Origin of the sequence: Victivallis sp. Marseille-Q1083 (assembly GCF_903645315.1) — a bacterium.
In the GTDB taxonomy this organism is placed as follows: Bacteria; Verrucomicrobiota; Lentisphaeria; order Victivallales; family Victivallaceae; genus UMGS1518.
Window position 1 is genome coordinate 1,623,787 of record NZ_CAHJXL010000001.1, and the last position, 14,760, is coordinate 1,638,546.

Sequence of the window (14,760 nt, forward strand, 5' to 3'; positions counted from 1 at the left end):
TAACGGCCTTGCATCAGAAATTTTTGGTCAGATTGGCCATTTCGATCGCCGCCAGCGCCGCGTCGACCCCTTTGTTGCCGGCTTTGGTGCCGCTGCGTTCGATCGCCTGTTCGAGATTGTCGGCAGTGATCATCCCATATGTGACCGGCACGCCGGATTCCAGTCCGAGCTGCGCCAGCGCCTTGGCCACTTCGTTGTTGATGTAACCGGCGTGCGGCGTCGCTCCCTGGATGACGACCCCCAGCGCCAGAATGGCGTCGTATTTGCCGCTCTGCAGCATCTTGTTGACCGCAAACGGAATTTCGTAGGCGCCCGGCACCCAGGCCGCTTCAATCGCTTCGGCGCTGCCGCCGTGGCGGAGAATCGCATCGACAGCGCCGTCGAGGAGTTTGCTGACGAAAAATTCATTGAACCGGCTGCAGACGATCCCGAACTTCAAATTGCGCGCTTCCAGTGTACCTTCGTATACTTTAATTTCTGCCTTCATGACATCTCTCCATGTAAATAGCTTAAAATACATACTTTAACGCCGGGTTTGCCGATTGTCCAATCTCGAATCGAAAAAAATGAATCTCTTCCGAAAAAAAAGCAACCTTTTCAAGGACATTTCCCCGCCGGCCCACTCCCGCTTTCCCGACCATGCCGACTTGCACAACGCCGACAATCGCCGTATGTTATAAAAACAGACCAGTGATACGAAACCAACACCGGAGTCTCCCGTATGACCAAAGCTTGTTTTCTCGACCGTGACGGGGTCATCAATGAAGAAGTCAATTACCTGCATGATCCGGCCAAGGCGGTGCTGATTCCCGGCGCCGCCGCGGCCATCAACCGACTGCACGCGGCCGGCTATCTGGCCATCGTCGTCACCAACCAGGCCGGCGTCGCCAAAGGATTGTACGAAGAAAAAGACATCCGGGCGGTTCATGACCGGATTGCCGAGCTGCTGGCCGCCGACGGCGCTGAAGTAGACGCTTTTTTCTACTGTCCACATCATCCGGATTACACCGGAGCGTGCGGCTGCCGGAAACCGTCGCCGGGCATGTTGCTGGCCGCCGCCGCCCAATATGACATCGAACTCGATAAATCGTTCCTGGTCGGGGATCGGCTCAGCGATATCGAAGCAGGCCGGGCGGCCGGCTGCCAAGCGGTTTACCTGGTCGCCACCGGTTACGGCGCCGAACTGCTGGCCGCCGGCATGCAGCCGGATTGTCCGGTTGCCGACGACCTGAAAGCGGCGGTAGACGATTTTCTTTCCCGGCAGGAAAAATAATCACTATTATATTGAAAATAAATAAATTATCAAAATTGACGAAAATTTGACGAATCAATGACGGAGCAGAATTTCTGATGACTGGAACAGTACTTTTTGTCAGCGGCATCGACACCGATGTCGGAAAAACATTCGCCGCCGGGGTGCTGGCGCGGGAATTGCTGAATGCCGGCAGGAATGTCATCACCCAGAAGCTGATTCAAACCGGTTGTCCCGGCAATCTGGCGCTGGACATCGCCGAACACCGCCGGCTGATGGGATGCGGCCTGCTGGAAGTCGACCGGCTCGGCCTGACCGCGCCTTACGTGCTCAAATATCCGGCTTCGCCGCATTTGACCGCCGAGCTGGAAGGGGTGCAGTACGATTTCGGCAGAATCGATGACGCGACCCGGCGGCTGCAGAGAGAGTTCGAGCTCGTTCTGCTGGAAGGAGCCGGCGGCCTGATGGTGCCGCTGACCAGAAATTACCTGGCGATCGACTTCATCGAAGAACGCAACTATCCGCTGATCCTGGTCACCTCCGGCAAGCTCGGCAGCATCAATCACACGCTGCTGTCGCTGGAAGCGGCGGCGCGCCGCGGCATTGAAATCGCCGGCGTCATCTACAACCGCTTCCCGGTCATCGACGATCTGATCGAGGAGGATTCCAGGCGGGTCATCGCCGACTATCTGGAACAATACGCTCACGGCGCGGCGATGGTCGAACTGCCGCCCGACGGCGGCGATGTCGATTTCCGGCCGCTGCTGACCAGCCTCGGCTGAGCATTCGGCGCCCTTCCCGATTCGACGGACCCGAACGGTCGAAAAAGCGGTGCAAATCGGCAGAAATCCGTTTGAAAAATACAAATTTACGGGATATATTGTAAATTTGCAGAATGGTCCGATGCAAATTTCGGAATGCAGTATACTCTCGAGGATTTCAGGAAGGAGCCGTCATCATGGGAAAAACCCTGGCGCAAAAGATTTTTGACGCACACCGTGTCGATACCCCGGCGGAAGGGGTCAGCGTGTTGTCGCTGGATCGTGTTTTCTGCCACGAAATTACCACGCCGATCGCCATCAACGATCTGGTGGCCAAAGGCAAGGACCGGGTATTCGATCCGACAAAAATCAAAGCGGTAATCGACCATGTGACGCCGGCCAAAGACTCCAAGACTGCCGAGCAGGGCAAAACGATGCGTGATTGGGCGCGCCGTCACCGGATCCGGGATTTCTTCGATATCGGCGCCAACGGCGTCTGTCATGCGCTCTTTCCGGAAAAGGGATTTGTCCGGCCCGGCTTCACGGTGATCATGGGCGACTCGCACACCTGCACCCACGGCGCATTCGGCGCGTTCGCCGCCGGCGTCGGCACCACCGATCTGGAAGTGGGCATCCTCAAAGGGGTTTGCACGATGCGCGATCCGGAGACGATCAAAATCAACATTACCGGCAAGCTCCGCAGCGGCGTCTATGCCAAGGACGTCATCCTGGCGATCATCAAACGGCTCACCGTCAACGGCGCGACCGACAAAGTCATCGAATTCGCCGGTCCGGTCGTCGATGAAATGGGCATGGATTCGCGGATGACGCTGTGCAATATGGCCATTGAGGCGGGCGGTACCTGCGGCATCTGTTATCCGGATATGGTGACGGTCGATTTTCTCTGGCCGTTCATCCGGCACGATTACGCCGACCAGGCTGCCGCATTGCAGGAATTCAGCCGCTGGCGGCCGGATGCGGATGCCGCATACGCCGAAGTGATCGATTTCGACGTCAGCAGCCTGGAACCGATGGTTACCTTCGGCTACAAACCGGACCAGGTCAAAACTGTCCGGGAAATGGCCGGAACCAGCGTCAACCAGATCTATATCGGCTCCTGCACCAACGGCCGGCTGGAAGATTTGCGCATCGCCGCCGGCATCCTCAAAGGCAAGCGGATCAGTCCGGAAGTCCGGGCGATCGTCTCGCCGGCGACGCCGTTGATTTACCAGCAGGCCCTCGACGAAGGTTTGATCAAGATCTTCATGGACGCCGGTTTCTGCGTGACCAACCCGACCTGCGGCGCCTGTCTCGGCATGAGCAACGGCGTGCTGGCCAACGGTGAAAGCTGCGCCTCGACGACCAACCGCAACTTCAACGGGCGGATGGGCAAAGGCGGCATGGTTCACCTGATGAGTCCGGCGACGGCGGCGGCGACGGCACTGGCCGGCACGATCGAAAACTCTCCGCTGTTTCAGGCGTAAACGGAAGGCAAGCGTCAAAATGAAAAATTTCAACGGAAAAATTCTTTTTCTGGATCGTTCGGACATCAACACCGATGAAATCATTCCGGCCAAATACCTGACCGAATTGACCAAGGAAGCATTGAAGCCCTATTGCCTGGAAGATCTGGCGTTGCCGGGTTTCGACCCGAAACGTGACATCGCCGGCAAAAGCGTCATCGTCACCCGCGCCAATTTCGGCTGCGGTTCCTCGCGGGAACACGCGCCGTGGGTGCTGGAATGCAATCACATCAATCTGGTCATCGCGGTCAATTTCGCCCGTATTTTCCGCCAGAACATGTTCAATTGCGGCTTGATGGCCGTTCAACTGGCGCCGGAAGTGATCGATGAAATCTTCGCGACATTCGCCGGAACCGACGCCGAATGCCGGACCGATATGGACAAGCTGACCTTCACGATCGACAACGGTCAAACCGGCAAAGTTTATCCGTTCACGGTCGGCAAATTCGATCTGGAACTGGTCAAAGCCGGCGGCTGGGTCGATTACGCCGACCGCAAATATTGAAAAAAGCCCGGCGGCGGCCGCGCGTCGTCCAGGCTGGGCAGAAGCGGCCGGCCGGGCAGGGGCCGATGCAGTAAGTCGGCTTGGCTGTGTAACTTAAGTTTAACGGAAAAGAGAAATTCCATTATTGTAAAATAACCGGGCGAAGAGTATATTTATCTTTTGATCAAAAGGCTATCAGCCGGTTGTTGGCGGTCGCTGGTTCTCCAGTCAGGCCGGGGTGGAGCGGATTTCAATCATCGAATTTTGAATGGAAACAACAGATGGATGTAAAAGATTTTATTACGGATAAATATGCCGTTTTGACCATTGGCGATCAACAGGTCAAGCTGCCGATCGTCATCGGTTCCGAGGGCGAAAAAGGCATCGATATCTCTAATCTGCGACGCGACACCGGCTGTGTGACAATCGACCCGAGTTTTGTCAATACCGCCGCCTGCTACAGCCGGATTACCTTTATCGACGGCGAACAGGGCATTCTGCGCTACCGCGGCATCCCGATCGAGGAGCTGGTCAATGTCGGATCCTTCGTCCGGACCGCTTATCTGCTGGTGCACGGCGTCCTGCCGGACGACGAGCAGAACCGGAAATTTTCAAAACTGTTGAACCGTCATTCGATGCTGCATGAGGATATGCGTCATTTCTTCGACCGGTTTCCGTCCGGAGCGCACCCGATGCACATTTTGTCGACGATGATCAATGCGATGGCGGCCTTTTATCCGAATGTCGATTTGCTGTCGCTGAGCGAGGATATCGATATCTCCAGCGCCCGGCTGATCTCGACGGTGCGGACGATGGCGGCCTTTGCCTACAAGAAATCCATCGGCGAGCCGAAAGTCTACCCGCGCCAGGACCTTTCTTTCTGCGCCAACTTTCTGAACATGATGTTCGATTCGCCGGTCGCGCCGTATGACATCAAGCCGGAAGCGGTCAAAATTTTGAACATTCTTTTCATCCTGCACGCCGACCACGAACAGAATTGCTCGACGACGACGGTCCGCACCGTCGGCAGTGCGCAGGTGAATTTGTACGCGACCATTTCGGCCGGCGTCAGCGCCCTCTCCGGTCCGCTGCACGGCGGCGCCAACCAGGCGGTCATCGAAATGCTGACCGAAATCGCCAACGACGGCAACCCGAAGAAATTCGTTGAGCGCGCCAAGGACAAGAACAATCCGTCCCGGCTGATGGGCTTCGGCCACCGGGTTTACAAAACCTACGATCCGCGGGCTTCCATCATCCGCGAGGAGTGCCGGAAGTTCCTGGACGCCATGCGCTACAACGATCCGCTGCTGGATACCGCCCGCGAACTGGAAGAGCTGGCGCTCAATGACGATTATTTCATCAGCCGCCACCTCTATCCGAACGTCGACTTCTACAGCGGAATCATCTACCGGGCGCTCGGCATTCCGGAGAACATGTTCACGGTGATGTTCGCGCTGGCCCGGTTGCCGGGCTGGATCGCCCACTGGAAGGAAATGATCGGCTCCAATACCAAAATTACCCGGCCGCGCCAGATTTATATCGGCAAAACTCCGGATAACAAGCAATAACCTCTTCAGCCGGTTTTCTGCCTTGGCAAAGCCGGCTTTTTCAGTGAAAAGCGAAACCGGAACTTACAGATCATGAACAATGAAGCTTTTTTGATCGTCTTTCTGGCTTTTATGATTTTCATGGCCTTGGGACCGGCGCTGCTGCGGCCGCTCAAAATTCCCAGTGTCATCGCCCTGCTGATCATCGGCATGTTCATCGGCCCGAACGGCATCCACCTGCTCGATTATTTGTCGGTCTGGCTGACGTTTCTCGGCGGCCATCCGGAAACCGTCCACGATTACGCCGAAAATCTGATCAACTCGCTCGGTTCGCTCGGGTTGATTTTTCTGATGGCGCTGGCCGGCATGGAGGCCGATTTCAAAATGATGTCGATGACCAAAAAACCGGTCGCCGCGCTCAGTTTTCTGACCTTTTTCGTGCCGGCCGTCACCGGGTTTTTCGTTTACGCTTATTTCCGGCCGGACGATTTTGCCGGCAAGCTGCTCTATGCGTCGCTGTTCGCTTCCCATTCGGTCGGCATCGTTTTTCCGATCATCCGCGAATTGAAGCTGACCCGGACCAAATTCGGCGCCGCGGTATTGATTTCAACGGTAATTACCGACATCGCCAGCATCGTGCTCCTGGCGATCGCCGTCCAGACCAAACGGCTGTCGATGATCGCCACTCCGGAATTGAGCAAACGGACGCTGTCGATCTTCGATTATCTCGACCCGGCGATTTTCGGCGATTATTTCACGCCGATCTTCCTGCTGATCGTCATCAGCTACATCGGCATCGCCCTCTGGGTGGTCGCCTATACCGGCAACAAGCTGCTCAACTGGCTGAAACCCTCGGAAGACGGCATCATCATCACCATCCTGCTGGTCGTCATCCTGACGCTGCTGATCGGCGAATTCATCGGCGTCAACCTGGTGGTCGGCTCCTTCGTCGCCGGACTCGGGTTGTCCAAAATCATCAAGAGCAGCGAATCAAACAAGCAGGTGATGAAAAAACTCGAAGCGATCGGTTACGGCCTGCTGATTCCATTTCTGTTCGTTTCCATCGGCATGGCGACCGACTTCCGGACGCTGCTGCATTCGCCGAGCAATCTGACCATCATTCTGCTGACCGTCATCGGCCTGGTCGGCAGCAAGGTCTTCTCCGGCTGGCTGGCGCTGCGGCTGACCGGTTTTTCCAACAGCAAAGGGTTTTGCGCCGGCTTGATGACCGTGCCGCAATTGTCGGCCACGCTGGCCGCGGCGGCAATCGGCAAGGAACTGGGAGTGCTGGACAGCAATTTTTTCAATGCCATCGTCGTGCTGTCAATCGTCACCACCTTGCCGATTCCCACATTGGTGCGGCTGGTCATTGAAAAAACCAATATGCAATTCGAAAATATCGACGCCGACCAGGACGGCGACTACACCGTCCCGGAAGAAAAGGAAGAATTCCTGTAAAACATCCGTCAATTCCCGCTCAAATGACGGATATTTCCGTCATTTGACGGTCTGGCAAAAGGAAATGCGTTCCGTTATCGCCGCTCTTACCGACACAATTTGAACGTGGCTATTTCAAACGGCGACAAATTCAATTCGATAGCGCCGTCGAGTTTCCGGACGGACAAATTTTCCCATTCCAACAGATCGGTAGCGATCAACCGACGGTATTCGGGCAACGCCGTCAACCGGCAATGCGAATGCCGGCCATGGGTTTCCACCAGCCGCAGAATCCACTGGTCGCTCTTTTCGGCTTTTTTGAGCACCGCCAATTTTACGCCGTCGCCCTCCAGCCGACATGGTAAAACCGCATTCTCCGGCGCGGCATATCCCGCCCATTGCAGTGGCTGCCGGTTCAATTGCGCCGCTTCGGCCATCACTTCCGACTCAACGAAACCTCCGTTATGCGGCAGCAAGCTGTAAGTAAATTCATGGCTTCCGCAGTCGGCATGAAAATCCGGATGGCGCGGCGAACGCAGCAAATTCAAATCCAGCGTGTGTCCCGACACTTTGTAACCATATTTGCTGTCGTTGAGTAATGCCACGCCGCCGCAATCGTCGGAGAGGTCGGCATAACGCTGGCCGGCGGTTTCAAATCGGGCCAAATCCCAACTGGTATTGCGGTGTGTCGGGCGTCGGACAAAACCGTACTGGATATCGAACGCAGCAGTATCGCTGCAGACTTCAACCGGGAAAGCAACTCGTAGCATTCGGTGGGTTTCCCGCCAGTCGACCGCAGTCTGAAAATCCAGCCGCCGGCTTCCGGCCGTCAATGAAATCGTCTGCCGGATGATCGATGTACCGACCTGCAACTCGAACTGCAATCGGCCGCCGATTGGCCCGTGCCAGGTGCGAACCTGTCCGGCCGACCGGGCGGTATCGACCAACTGCTCTTCATAAAAAATATCGATATCCCAGGCGTCGGAGGCATTCGGTTCATCGATATACAGCGACAAACGGTTCCCGGGGCTATCCGCCCGGAGCCATTCGCGGCAGCTTCGTTTATCAAAGGCGCGCAGCAACCGGGCGTTCTCGTCGAATTCATAACGAATCTCTTCATTTTCCAGCACCAATTCCAGTTGATCGGTTCCGGCGGCCGGAATATCGTCCTTTCTGCCGCGCTGCAACGTCAAAAACATTCCGGGTGGGATTTCGAGACGGACTTGCTGGTCATTTTCCCCCAGTTGGCATGGCAATTGACCGCCGGAAGCATCAACTACCGTGAATCCGCGCCAGGCCGACGGCAAAACCAGGTTGCCGCGCCATGGCACCGACAACGAATTGAACAGCGTCAGGGCATTCTCATCCGGCCGCAACAATCGGCGGCCGAGCCGTACCTGAAGCAGGTGACACAATTCAAACATTTCGCGGTATTCCCTGGCGGCATTCGCATAGACCAGTTCGATGGAAGATCCCGGCAGGATATCATGAAATTGATTGATCAGCAAAGTCTTCCATAACCGGTCGAATTCGGCCTGCGGCCAGGCGTCCGGCGGCAGCGCGGCAAAGGCGAACTCCAAACTTTGCAGCAATTGCTCCAGCTTCCGGTTAGCGCGCTTGACCCGCGCCTGCGTGGTCAGCGTGCCGCGGTGCAGCTCAAAATAGAGTTCTCCTTCCCAGACGGCCAAATCACTGCGGCTGCCTTCCAGGCGCTGAAAAAATTCGTCGGAACGACCGAAACGAACTCGCGGACAGCCCTCCAAATCCTGCATCCGGCGGCCATTTTCGATGAACTCCTCTTTCGGCCCTCCACCGCCATCACCAATACCGAACAAAGTCAAAAATTCATCGATAAAATGATTTTCCCGGAAGATATTCTGGGTTTTTCCCAATATTTCCGGTTGCATCGCCGAGTTGTAGTTGCCTTCCGGCGGAAAATGGGTCAACACTTCACTGCCATCAATACCGCGCCAGATAAAAGTGTGATGTGGAAAGGCGTTGGTTTGATTCCAGGAAAGTTTCTGGGTCAAAAAATAATCGCAGCGGCTTTTGCGGATGATTTGCGGCATGGCCGCTGAATAACCGAAAACATCCGGCAGCCAAAGAGTTTTGACTTCGATCCCAAACTCGTCCCGGAAAAAGTTCTTGCCGTGCAGAAATTGCCTGATCAACGATTCTCCGTCCGGCAAATTGCAGTCGGCTTCCACCCACATGCCGCCCTGCAGCTCCCAGCGTCCGGCCGCGACGTACTCCTTGATCCGGGCATACAGCGTCGGGTAGTGCTCTTTGACGAATTGATAATGCTGCGGTTGCGACGCGCCGAACACATAATCCGGATAACGCGCCAGCAAATCAAGCTGATTGGCAAAAGTACGGCCGCATTTGCGAACGGTTTCCGCTACCGGCCAAAGCCAGCCGGTGTCGATATGGGCGTGGCCGACGGCCGTGGTACGCAACGCCGAAGCGTCGGCTTTGCGCTCGAGAATCCGCTGCAGAATTCGTCGTCCGGCAACGGCATCAGCGGTGCAGCCAAAGGCTTGAATCGCCTCCCCGACAATTTTCACCATCTGCGCATAACGATAATCGGTCGGATCGTAAAGGTTTATCCAATTGTCGACGAATGCCATCTCCGCCAGAAACTGCCGCATTTCCACCCGGTCGACCGCCAGCCGCATGATATCGGCGGTCGGCGCGAAACGTCCTTCCGGGTTCCGGCAATGTTTTCCCGGCCGCTCTTCCCGCAGAATCCCGAATAAGTTGGACGCAGCCGCTTCCAGGTGCAATTCGATCTTTTCTCCGGCCACAGCACAGTCGGTTACCGGATAAATCTCCCGCGCATAGGCGGGAACGAAAGCGCAATTGCCGGACAATCCGCGCTTCGGCTCGCCGGCGGCATCAAAAACCAGACATTCGCCGAACAAATTGATTCTGGCCACCACCGGCTTTCCGGCCCAACGCTCTGGAATCCGACCGGACAGCCGGAACCAGGCGCTCTGCCACTTCTCCGCCCAGACCTCCCCCTCGGCGATTGGACGATAATATAGTCGGTGACGGTCCTGAAAGCGGACCGGTTGATCGGTGATTGCCGCCTCGGCCTGCAGAAGCAGGTCATCCGACCACAAATCGCGTTTCAAATCGTCGATGAAGCGGCGAATCCGCTCCCGGTAGATGTTCAATTGTTCTTTTCGCATCATTTTAACGTTAATACTCTTTCGTTTTCATCAACGCATTGAATCAGTATGGTTCGTTCCGGCGCAATTTCCAGCGGAATCGTCCATACTCCATGTTCCGCCGCCACCGGTAAGGTGGCGCCGGAAAGCAATTCCACCGCTCCGGCGATTTCGACTTTTTTTTCAGCCCGGTTAGCCGGCTGAAAACGCAACTGAATGACCGCAGTTTTCTTCCCCCGGTTACGTAAAGTGAAATAAAGCCCGTTGGCCGGATCGGTTCCCCAACGCTCAACAAGGATGCCGGAAGCGCCGTCACCGGTTACTTCGCTCCGGGTATTTGCCTGCCAACCGGCTTGATTGATTGCTTCAATCGCCTTGGCATAAGGTTCCATCACCGGAACCAGAAGCTCGTATTTTTCCGGGGAATCGCCGGCATTGCCGGAACCGGGGAAAATGCCATATTGCAAATACATATTCAACCGCGGCTCCATGTACTGCTCCACTCCTTCCGCTGAAACCGGAACATTTCCTTCAAAGTTAAGCACGTAGTCCATGGTCGTCACCACTTTCTGTCCGGCGAGAAACCGAAATTCACGAAAATCGGCCAACGACGGCAAGGCATCCTTGTTGAAAAATTCCCCGCAGCCCAAAAAGTCAACATAAGGAATCAGAAATGCCGCAAAAGGCCAGGTATTGGAACCAATACAGCGGCCTGACTGGTCGGCCCGCCTTCGGATATCACGCAAAAAATCGTTGTGAGCCAATGCCATATGTTGAAATACATGAATTTTGCCGTCTTCCGGAAAACGAGCATAAGTCAACGGCAAATCCGCAACCGTCCAATGATCCCGCCGAAAGTTACACTCCGACCACCCCGCGGCATAGGACTCGGAATCGATATAATAACCATCCATTTTTTCTCCTGAACCGTTCAAACATCGTTCAATGAATCCGTAACGCGCCTTCTCAAAAGTGATGGTTTGCCGGTTGGGCAAAGTTAGTTCCGGGTCTGAGTTGACGATAATCATGCCGTAATCATCGCCAAATCTTTGTTGTCCCCATTCAAAACGGCCGGGCCAGTAACAATTGAGACGCCAATCTCCAGCCGGATTGATTTCAATTGCAGTATTCTGCAAAATGCGATAGAGATCGTCATTGGTCAAATCTCCGGGAAAACGTTCGGTAGGCGACAAGTCGTGCCTGAAGCTTTCAACATAAGTTTTCAATGCTGCGGCATCTACCGGCGCCTGGTCATAATACATCACCACACTTGAGTCTTTATGTTCCTGCAACCAATTCTTCGGGAACGGCAAGAACACTCCCCACGGTTCGGCATACATCATTGCTTTCAAGTCATGACGGTGCGTTTCCCTCAAAATATGCAAAGCATCAATCGGATCGTTGGAAAAATCAAGATCCCATTCCCGCTGGTTGAACCCGATTCCACATTTTCCGGCCAGAGCCATCGTCTCCGGCTGGATCCAGAGCCCCCAAGCGCCGGGATAACCGATATGCGTCCGGAAATGGTCCGGCGCATGCCGGTAATATTGTTGGAGTGCGCCGCGAAAATGGGTTGCGGCATCGAATTCACCCAGAAAAAACGTCACTCCGGCGCGACCGGGAAATTTTGCGGTATCGGTACTGATGCCGAGTGGAACCCTCATCTTCAATATTCCACTGCCGGCGGTGCCGGTTTGAAATACGTAACGAAAAAAGCGTGGTTGTGCCAATGGATGCCCGAGCATAATACCTGTTTCGCCGTTGTCGACGGCCAGAAACGGCAGCCGGGACATCGGCATTTCGAAACGGGGATTGACTAAAATACGCAATTCTTCATAAGCCGTGTCCGGAAGGGCTGAAATTGCTCCATTTTGCACATCGATTTCATCTGAATTGAAATTCCACTGATCCTTTCTCAACGGCAAAGCAAATTGCAATTCAATTGCCCGTTCCCGATCCGCGGAACGATTTTCCACTTCGGCGTCAATGATGAAAAACGGCGTATCTGCCGACCTTTTGATGTGCACTTTGAGGCCCAATTGCAATACCGGAGCTTCGGCGGTCAGCAGAATACCGGCGGCGGTTTGCGATACCGCCCCCGTAAAATGAGCGGTTTTTCCGGTTTTCGCATCCAGCGCGGCAAACGGGTACACCGCTTTCGCCAACAGGGATTCCTTGCCGACATGATACGCTTTCAGACAGCCATCCGGCGACCAAACCAATTGTTGAGTTCCCTGGCGTTGAATGACGTCGCTTCTCATGCCAATTATTGCCATCCCCCAGACGACGCTTCCGATTATAAATTTCCGCATACTCAATTGTTCCATCCCTCCAAACCTTCCCAACTGTCGCGCGGCAGCATGATGAAAGCCCAACCGGGAAGATACGCACAACCATTCTGTGGCGTCCAAGCCGCACTCCCGTCAAACCGAGCCGTATTGACACCATCAAGATTATGGGACCACTGATCCTCATACCAGCCGCCTTCCCCCTTGCGCAACCCTTGAACATCGCTGAAAACCACCGTGCGCGGATTCCCGATGCCAAACCGGTAAGCCATGGTACTGGCGCCATTTTTGATGGCCAGAAACATTTTCGCCATTTCCAGGTTAGCGCTCTCCCGGCTGGTGCCGCCGCCAAAATAAAAATAACCGAATGAATATCCCGGTTGATAGTCCCTAAGGTAGACTTCCCTGTCTTTCGCCGGAAATCCATTGATTGCAGGGCAGAAGAACATGGCGCGATTGTTGCCGATGTACGGCATTAACTGCCATCCCATCCGGCCCTGGGTACCCGCCGGATCGTCTTCCGCATCACATTTATCGTTCCTCGGGTTGTTGTGATTGACGGAATTCATCAAATAATCATCATTGTCATTGCCATACATCGCGGCTCCAAGCATCAATTGCCTGATCTGGCCGGTACAGACAATAATTTTTGCTTTCTGCTTGGCTTTACTTAAGGCAGGCAGCAACATACTGGCCAGAATGGCGATGATAGCAATCACGACCAACAATTCAATTAATGTGAAATTATGGAACCTGTTTCGCACTTTCATAAGATTCTCCCATTTTCGTTCGTTTGATTTCTCAATTGATATAACCGCAACTCTCGCGCGCAATCAGAGTCGTCGGCAATTCCCGATGCTGAAACACTTCTTCCGGATGCGACAGCCGATCAATGACGATGCCGGCGGCCGTCTCGCCGATTTCCCGAATCGGCTGGGCCATCGTCGTCAACGGTACTTTCAAATAATCGCAAATTGCGTCGTTATCGATGCCGATTAAGGAAATATCCTGCGGCACCCGTAAACCGGCTTCGGCGATTGCCCGATACGCTCCGCAGGCAATTGCGTCGAAGAGTAACAGTACTGCGGTCGGTCTTTTCTCCAACTCCAGCAGTACCCGCATCGCCGAATAGCCGAGAAAATGCAGGTTCAAGCGGGCCATTTCGGTATGTACGCTAATCTCTTTCAACTCCTGAACATATTCCGGCACCAAGTCGAGGCCGCAGTCGCTCAGCGCCTGGCAATAACCGTCGAACCGTTCTTTGATCGAAGTGAGCTGCCGATGACTGGTGTGCGAAGTGATATGGGCAATTCTTTTATGCCCGAGCGATGCCAGATACTTGACCGCCCGCAAGGCGGTTTGAAAATTATTGACGCCGACATAGTCGGACTCGACGGCACTGCAGAATTTATCGATCAAAACCAGCGGGACGCCATAGGTCTGGTAAAGCCTGATCAAGTCTTTCTGCAGCAGCGGGGCACCGGATTCCAAAATGACGCCGGCCACCCCGGATTCCAGCAAATGCTGCAGGTGGGCGCTTTCCAGTGTCGAGTCCAGCCGGGAATTGCAGACCACCATCGAAAAGCGATCCTGCGCCGCCCGTCTTTCGATGCCGTCCAAATAGGTTGCGGCGAACTGGGTATGTAGATCATTGCTGATTACGCCGATGACCTGTCCGTTGAAATTACGTCGACGGCGCTCCGGCGGATGGGCGACGAAAGTTCCTTTCCGGGGTATCCTGTAAAGCACCCCATCCCGGACCAAGTCATCAACCGCCCGACGAACGGACAGATAACTGATGCGGTAATTTTCGGCCAGTTTCCGTTCCGACAGCACCAGATTGCCCGGGATCAGTTTCCCGGAACGAATCTGGTTGAGCAAATCCGCTTTCATCTGGTCGCCGACAAAGCGACTCTTTAACGTTTCCAACATTGCCGCGTTTCCTGAATATTAGATTCCCTGCTGCTTTAAGTATAGAAAATTTTTCATCGGATGTCAATGAAACGGCTGTTTTTTGTCGAAATATTATAGCAAAACAATAGCAGAAAACGGTCTATCCTTGCCATCTCCTTCAGATTATGGCGAAAAATCGGTATCTTCAGCTATCGTTCTGCCGACTTTTACCGACTTTCAATTTTTGATGATCCATGGATCTTTCCTGACCGTCCGTCGAAGCCGGGCTTTCGGCGGCTTCATCAAAATCGAGAATGACAATGGAGAGCAAAAATCCGCAAATATCAAGGAAGAAATTTTCCTTTCCGACGGTTATACTTTAAAATAGCTAAGAAGAATCATCAA

The 14,760-nt window shown here is 54.4% G+C and carries 13 protein-coding genes; 8 read left to right on the top strand and 5 right to left on the bottom strand.

The window, feature by feature from the left end; translation table 11 throughout:
• Nucleotides 1-13 precede the first annotated feature (13 nt).
• A complete protein-coding gene (ribH, locus tag HWX74_RS06500; RefSeq protein ID WP_368506817.1) occupies nt 14-475 on the bottom strand; it encodes a 6,7-dimethyl-8-ribityllumazine synthase in 462 nt (153 codons plus the stop codon).
• Between the two features lie 246 nt (nt 476-721).
• Here ribH and gmhB point away from each other — a divergent pair, with 246 nt between their 5' ends.
• The 6 genes from gmhB (at nt 722) to HWX74_RS06530 (ending at nt 7,025) form a co-directional block, all read left to right on the top strand.
• The gene (gene gmhB, locus HWX74_RS06505) at nt 722-1,273 is read left to right on the top strand and encodes a D-glycero-beta-D-manno-heptose 1,7-bisphosphate 7-phosphatase (RefSeq protein ID WP_176012777.1); all 552 of its coding nucleotides are present in this window, start codon (nt 722-724) and stop codon (nt 1,271-1,273) included.
• 77 nt (nt 1,274-1,350) lie between these two features.
• On the top strand, nt 1,351-2,034 hold the full coding sequence (gene bioD / locus HWX74_RS06510; protein ID WP_176012778.1) for a dethiobiotin synthase: 684 nt from the start codon (nt 1,351-1,353) through the stop codon (nt 2,032-2,034).
• 176 nt (nt 2,035-2,210) lie between these two features.
• On the top strand, nt 2,211-3,497 hold the full coding sequence (locus HWX74_RS06515) for a 3-isopropylmalate dehydratase large subunit (RefSeq protein WP_176012779.1): 1,287 nt from the start codon (nt 2,211-2,213) through the stop codon (nt 3,495-3,497).
• Between the two features lie 19 nt (nt 3,498-3,516).
• Nucleotides 3,517-4,041, top strand: a complete 525-nt coding sequence (locus HWX74_RS06520; protein ID WP_176012780.1) for a 3-isopropylmalate dehydratase small subunit 2 — start codon at nt 3,517-3,519, stop codon at nt 4,039-4,041.
• A gap of 260 nt (nt 4,042-4,301) precedes the next feature.
• A complete protein-coding gene (locus HWX74_RS06525) occupies nt 4,302-5,588 on the top strand; it encodes a citrate synthase (protein WP_176012781.1) in 1,287 nt (428 codons plus the stop codon).
• Nucleotides 5,589-5,660: 72 nt separating this feature from the next.
• Nucleotides 5,661-7,025, top strand: a complete 1,365-nt coding sequence (locus HWX74_RS06530; protein WP_176012782.1) for a cation:proton antiporter — start codon at nt 5,661-5,663, stop codon at nt 7,023-7,025.
• Nucleotides 7,026-7,111: 86 nt separating this feature from the next.
• On the opposite strand, the gene HWX74_RS06535 is transcribed toward HWX74_RS06530, so the two are convergent.
• Both HWX74_RS06535 and HWX74_RS06540 read right to left on the bottom strand, forming a co-directional pair.
• Complete coding sequence (locus HWX74_RS06535) at nt 7,112-10,198, bottom strand: glycoside hydrolase family 38 C-terminal domain-containing protein (RefSeq protein WP_176012783.1); 3,087 nt, start codon at nt 10,196-10,198, stop codon at nt 7,112-7,114.
• Nucleotides 10,195-11,640, bottom strand: a complete 1,446-nt coding sequence (locus tag HWX74_RS06540) for a hypothetical protein (RefSeq protein WP_176012784.1) — start codon at nt 11,638-11,640, stop codon at nt 10,195-10,197. The genes HWX74_RS06535 and HWX74_RS06540 overlap by 4 nt, the downstream gene beginning before the upstream one ends.
• A 69-nt stretch (nt 11,641-11,709) precedes the next feature.
• Here HWX74_RS06540 and HWX74_RS06545 point away from each other — a divergent pair, with 69 nt between their 5' ends.
• Nucleotides 11,710-11,994: a hypothetical protein gene (locus tag HWX74_RS06545; RefSeq protein WP_176012785.1), complete on the top strand. Its 285-nt coding sequence runs from the start codon at nt 11,710-11,712 to the stop codon at nt 11,992-11,994.
• A 494-nt stretch (nt 11,995-12,488) separates the two neighbouring features.
• Here the strand turns inward: HWX74_RS06545 and HWX74_RS19980 are convergent, their stop codons facing one another.
• Both HWX74_RS19980 and HWX74_RS06555 read right to left on the bottom strand, forming a co-directional pair.
• Nucleotides 12,489-13,232, bottom strand: a complete 744-nt coding sequence (locus HWX74_RS19980; protein ID WP_217704874.1) for a type II secretion system protein — start codon at nt 13,230-13,232, stop codon at nt 12,489-12,491.
• Between the two features lie 31 nt (nt 13,233-13,263).
• Entirely contained in the window at nt 13,264-14,394 is a 1,131-nt protein-coding gene (locus HWX74_RS06555) for a substrate-binding domain-containing protein (protein ID WP_176012786.1), read from the bottom strand.
• Between the two features lie 82 nt (nt 14,395-14,476).
• Between HWX74_RS06555 and HWX74_RS06560 the strand changes: the two genes are divergently transcribed.
• Complete coding sequence (locus tag HWX74_RS06560) at nt 14,477-14,743, top strand: hypothetical protein (RefSeq protein ID WP_176012787.1); 267 nt, start codon at nt 14,477-14,479, stop codon at nt 14,741-14,743.
• The last annotated feature ends 17 nt before the right edge of the window (nt 14,744-14,760 follow it).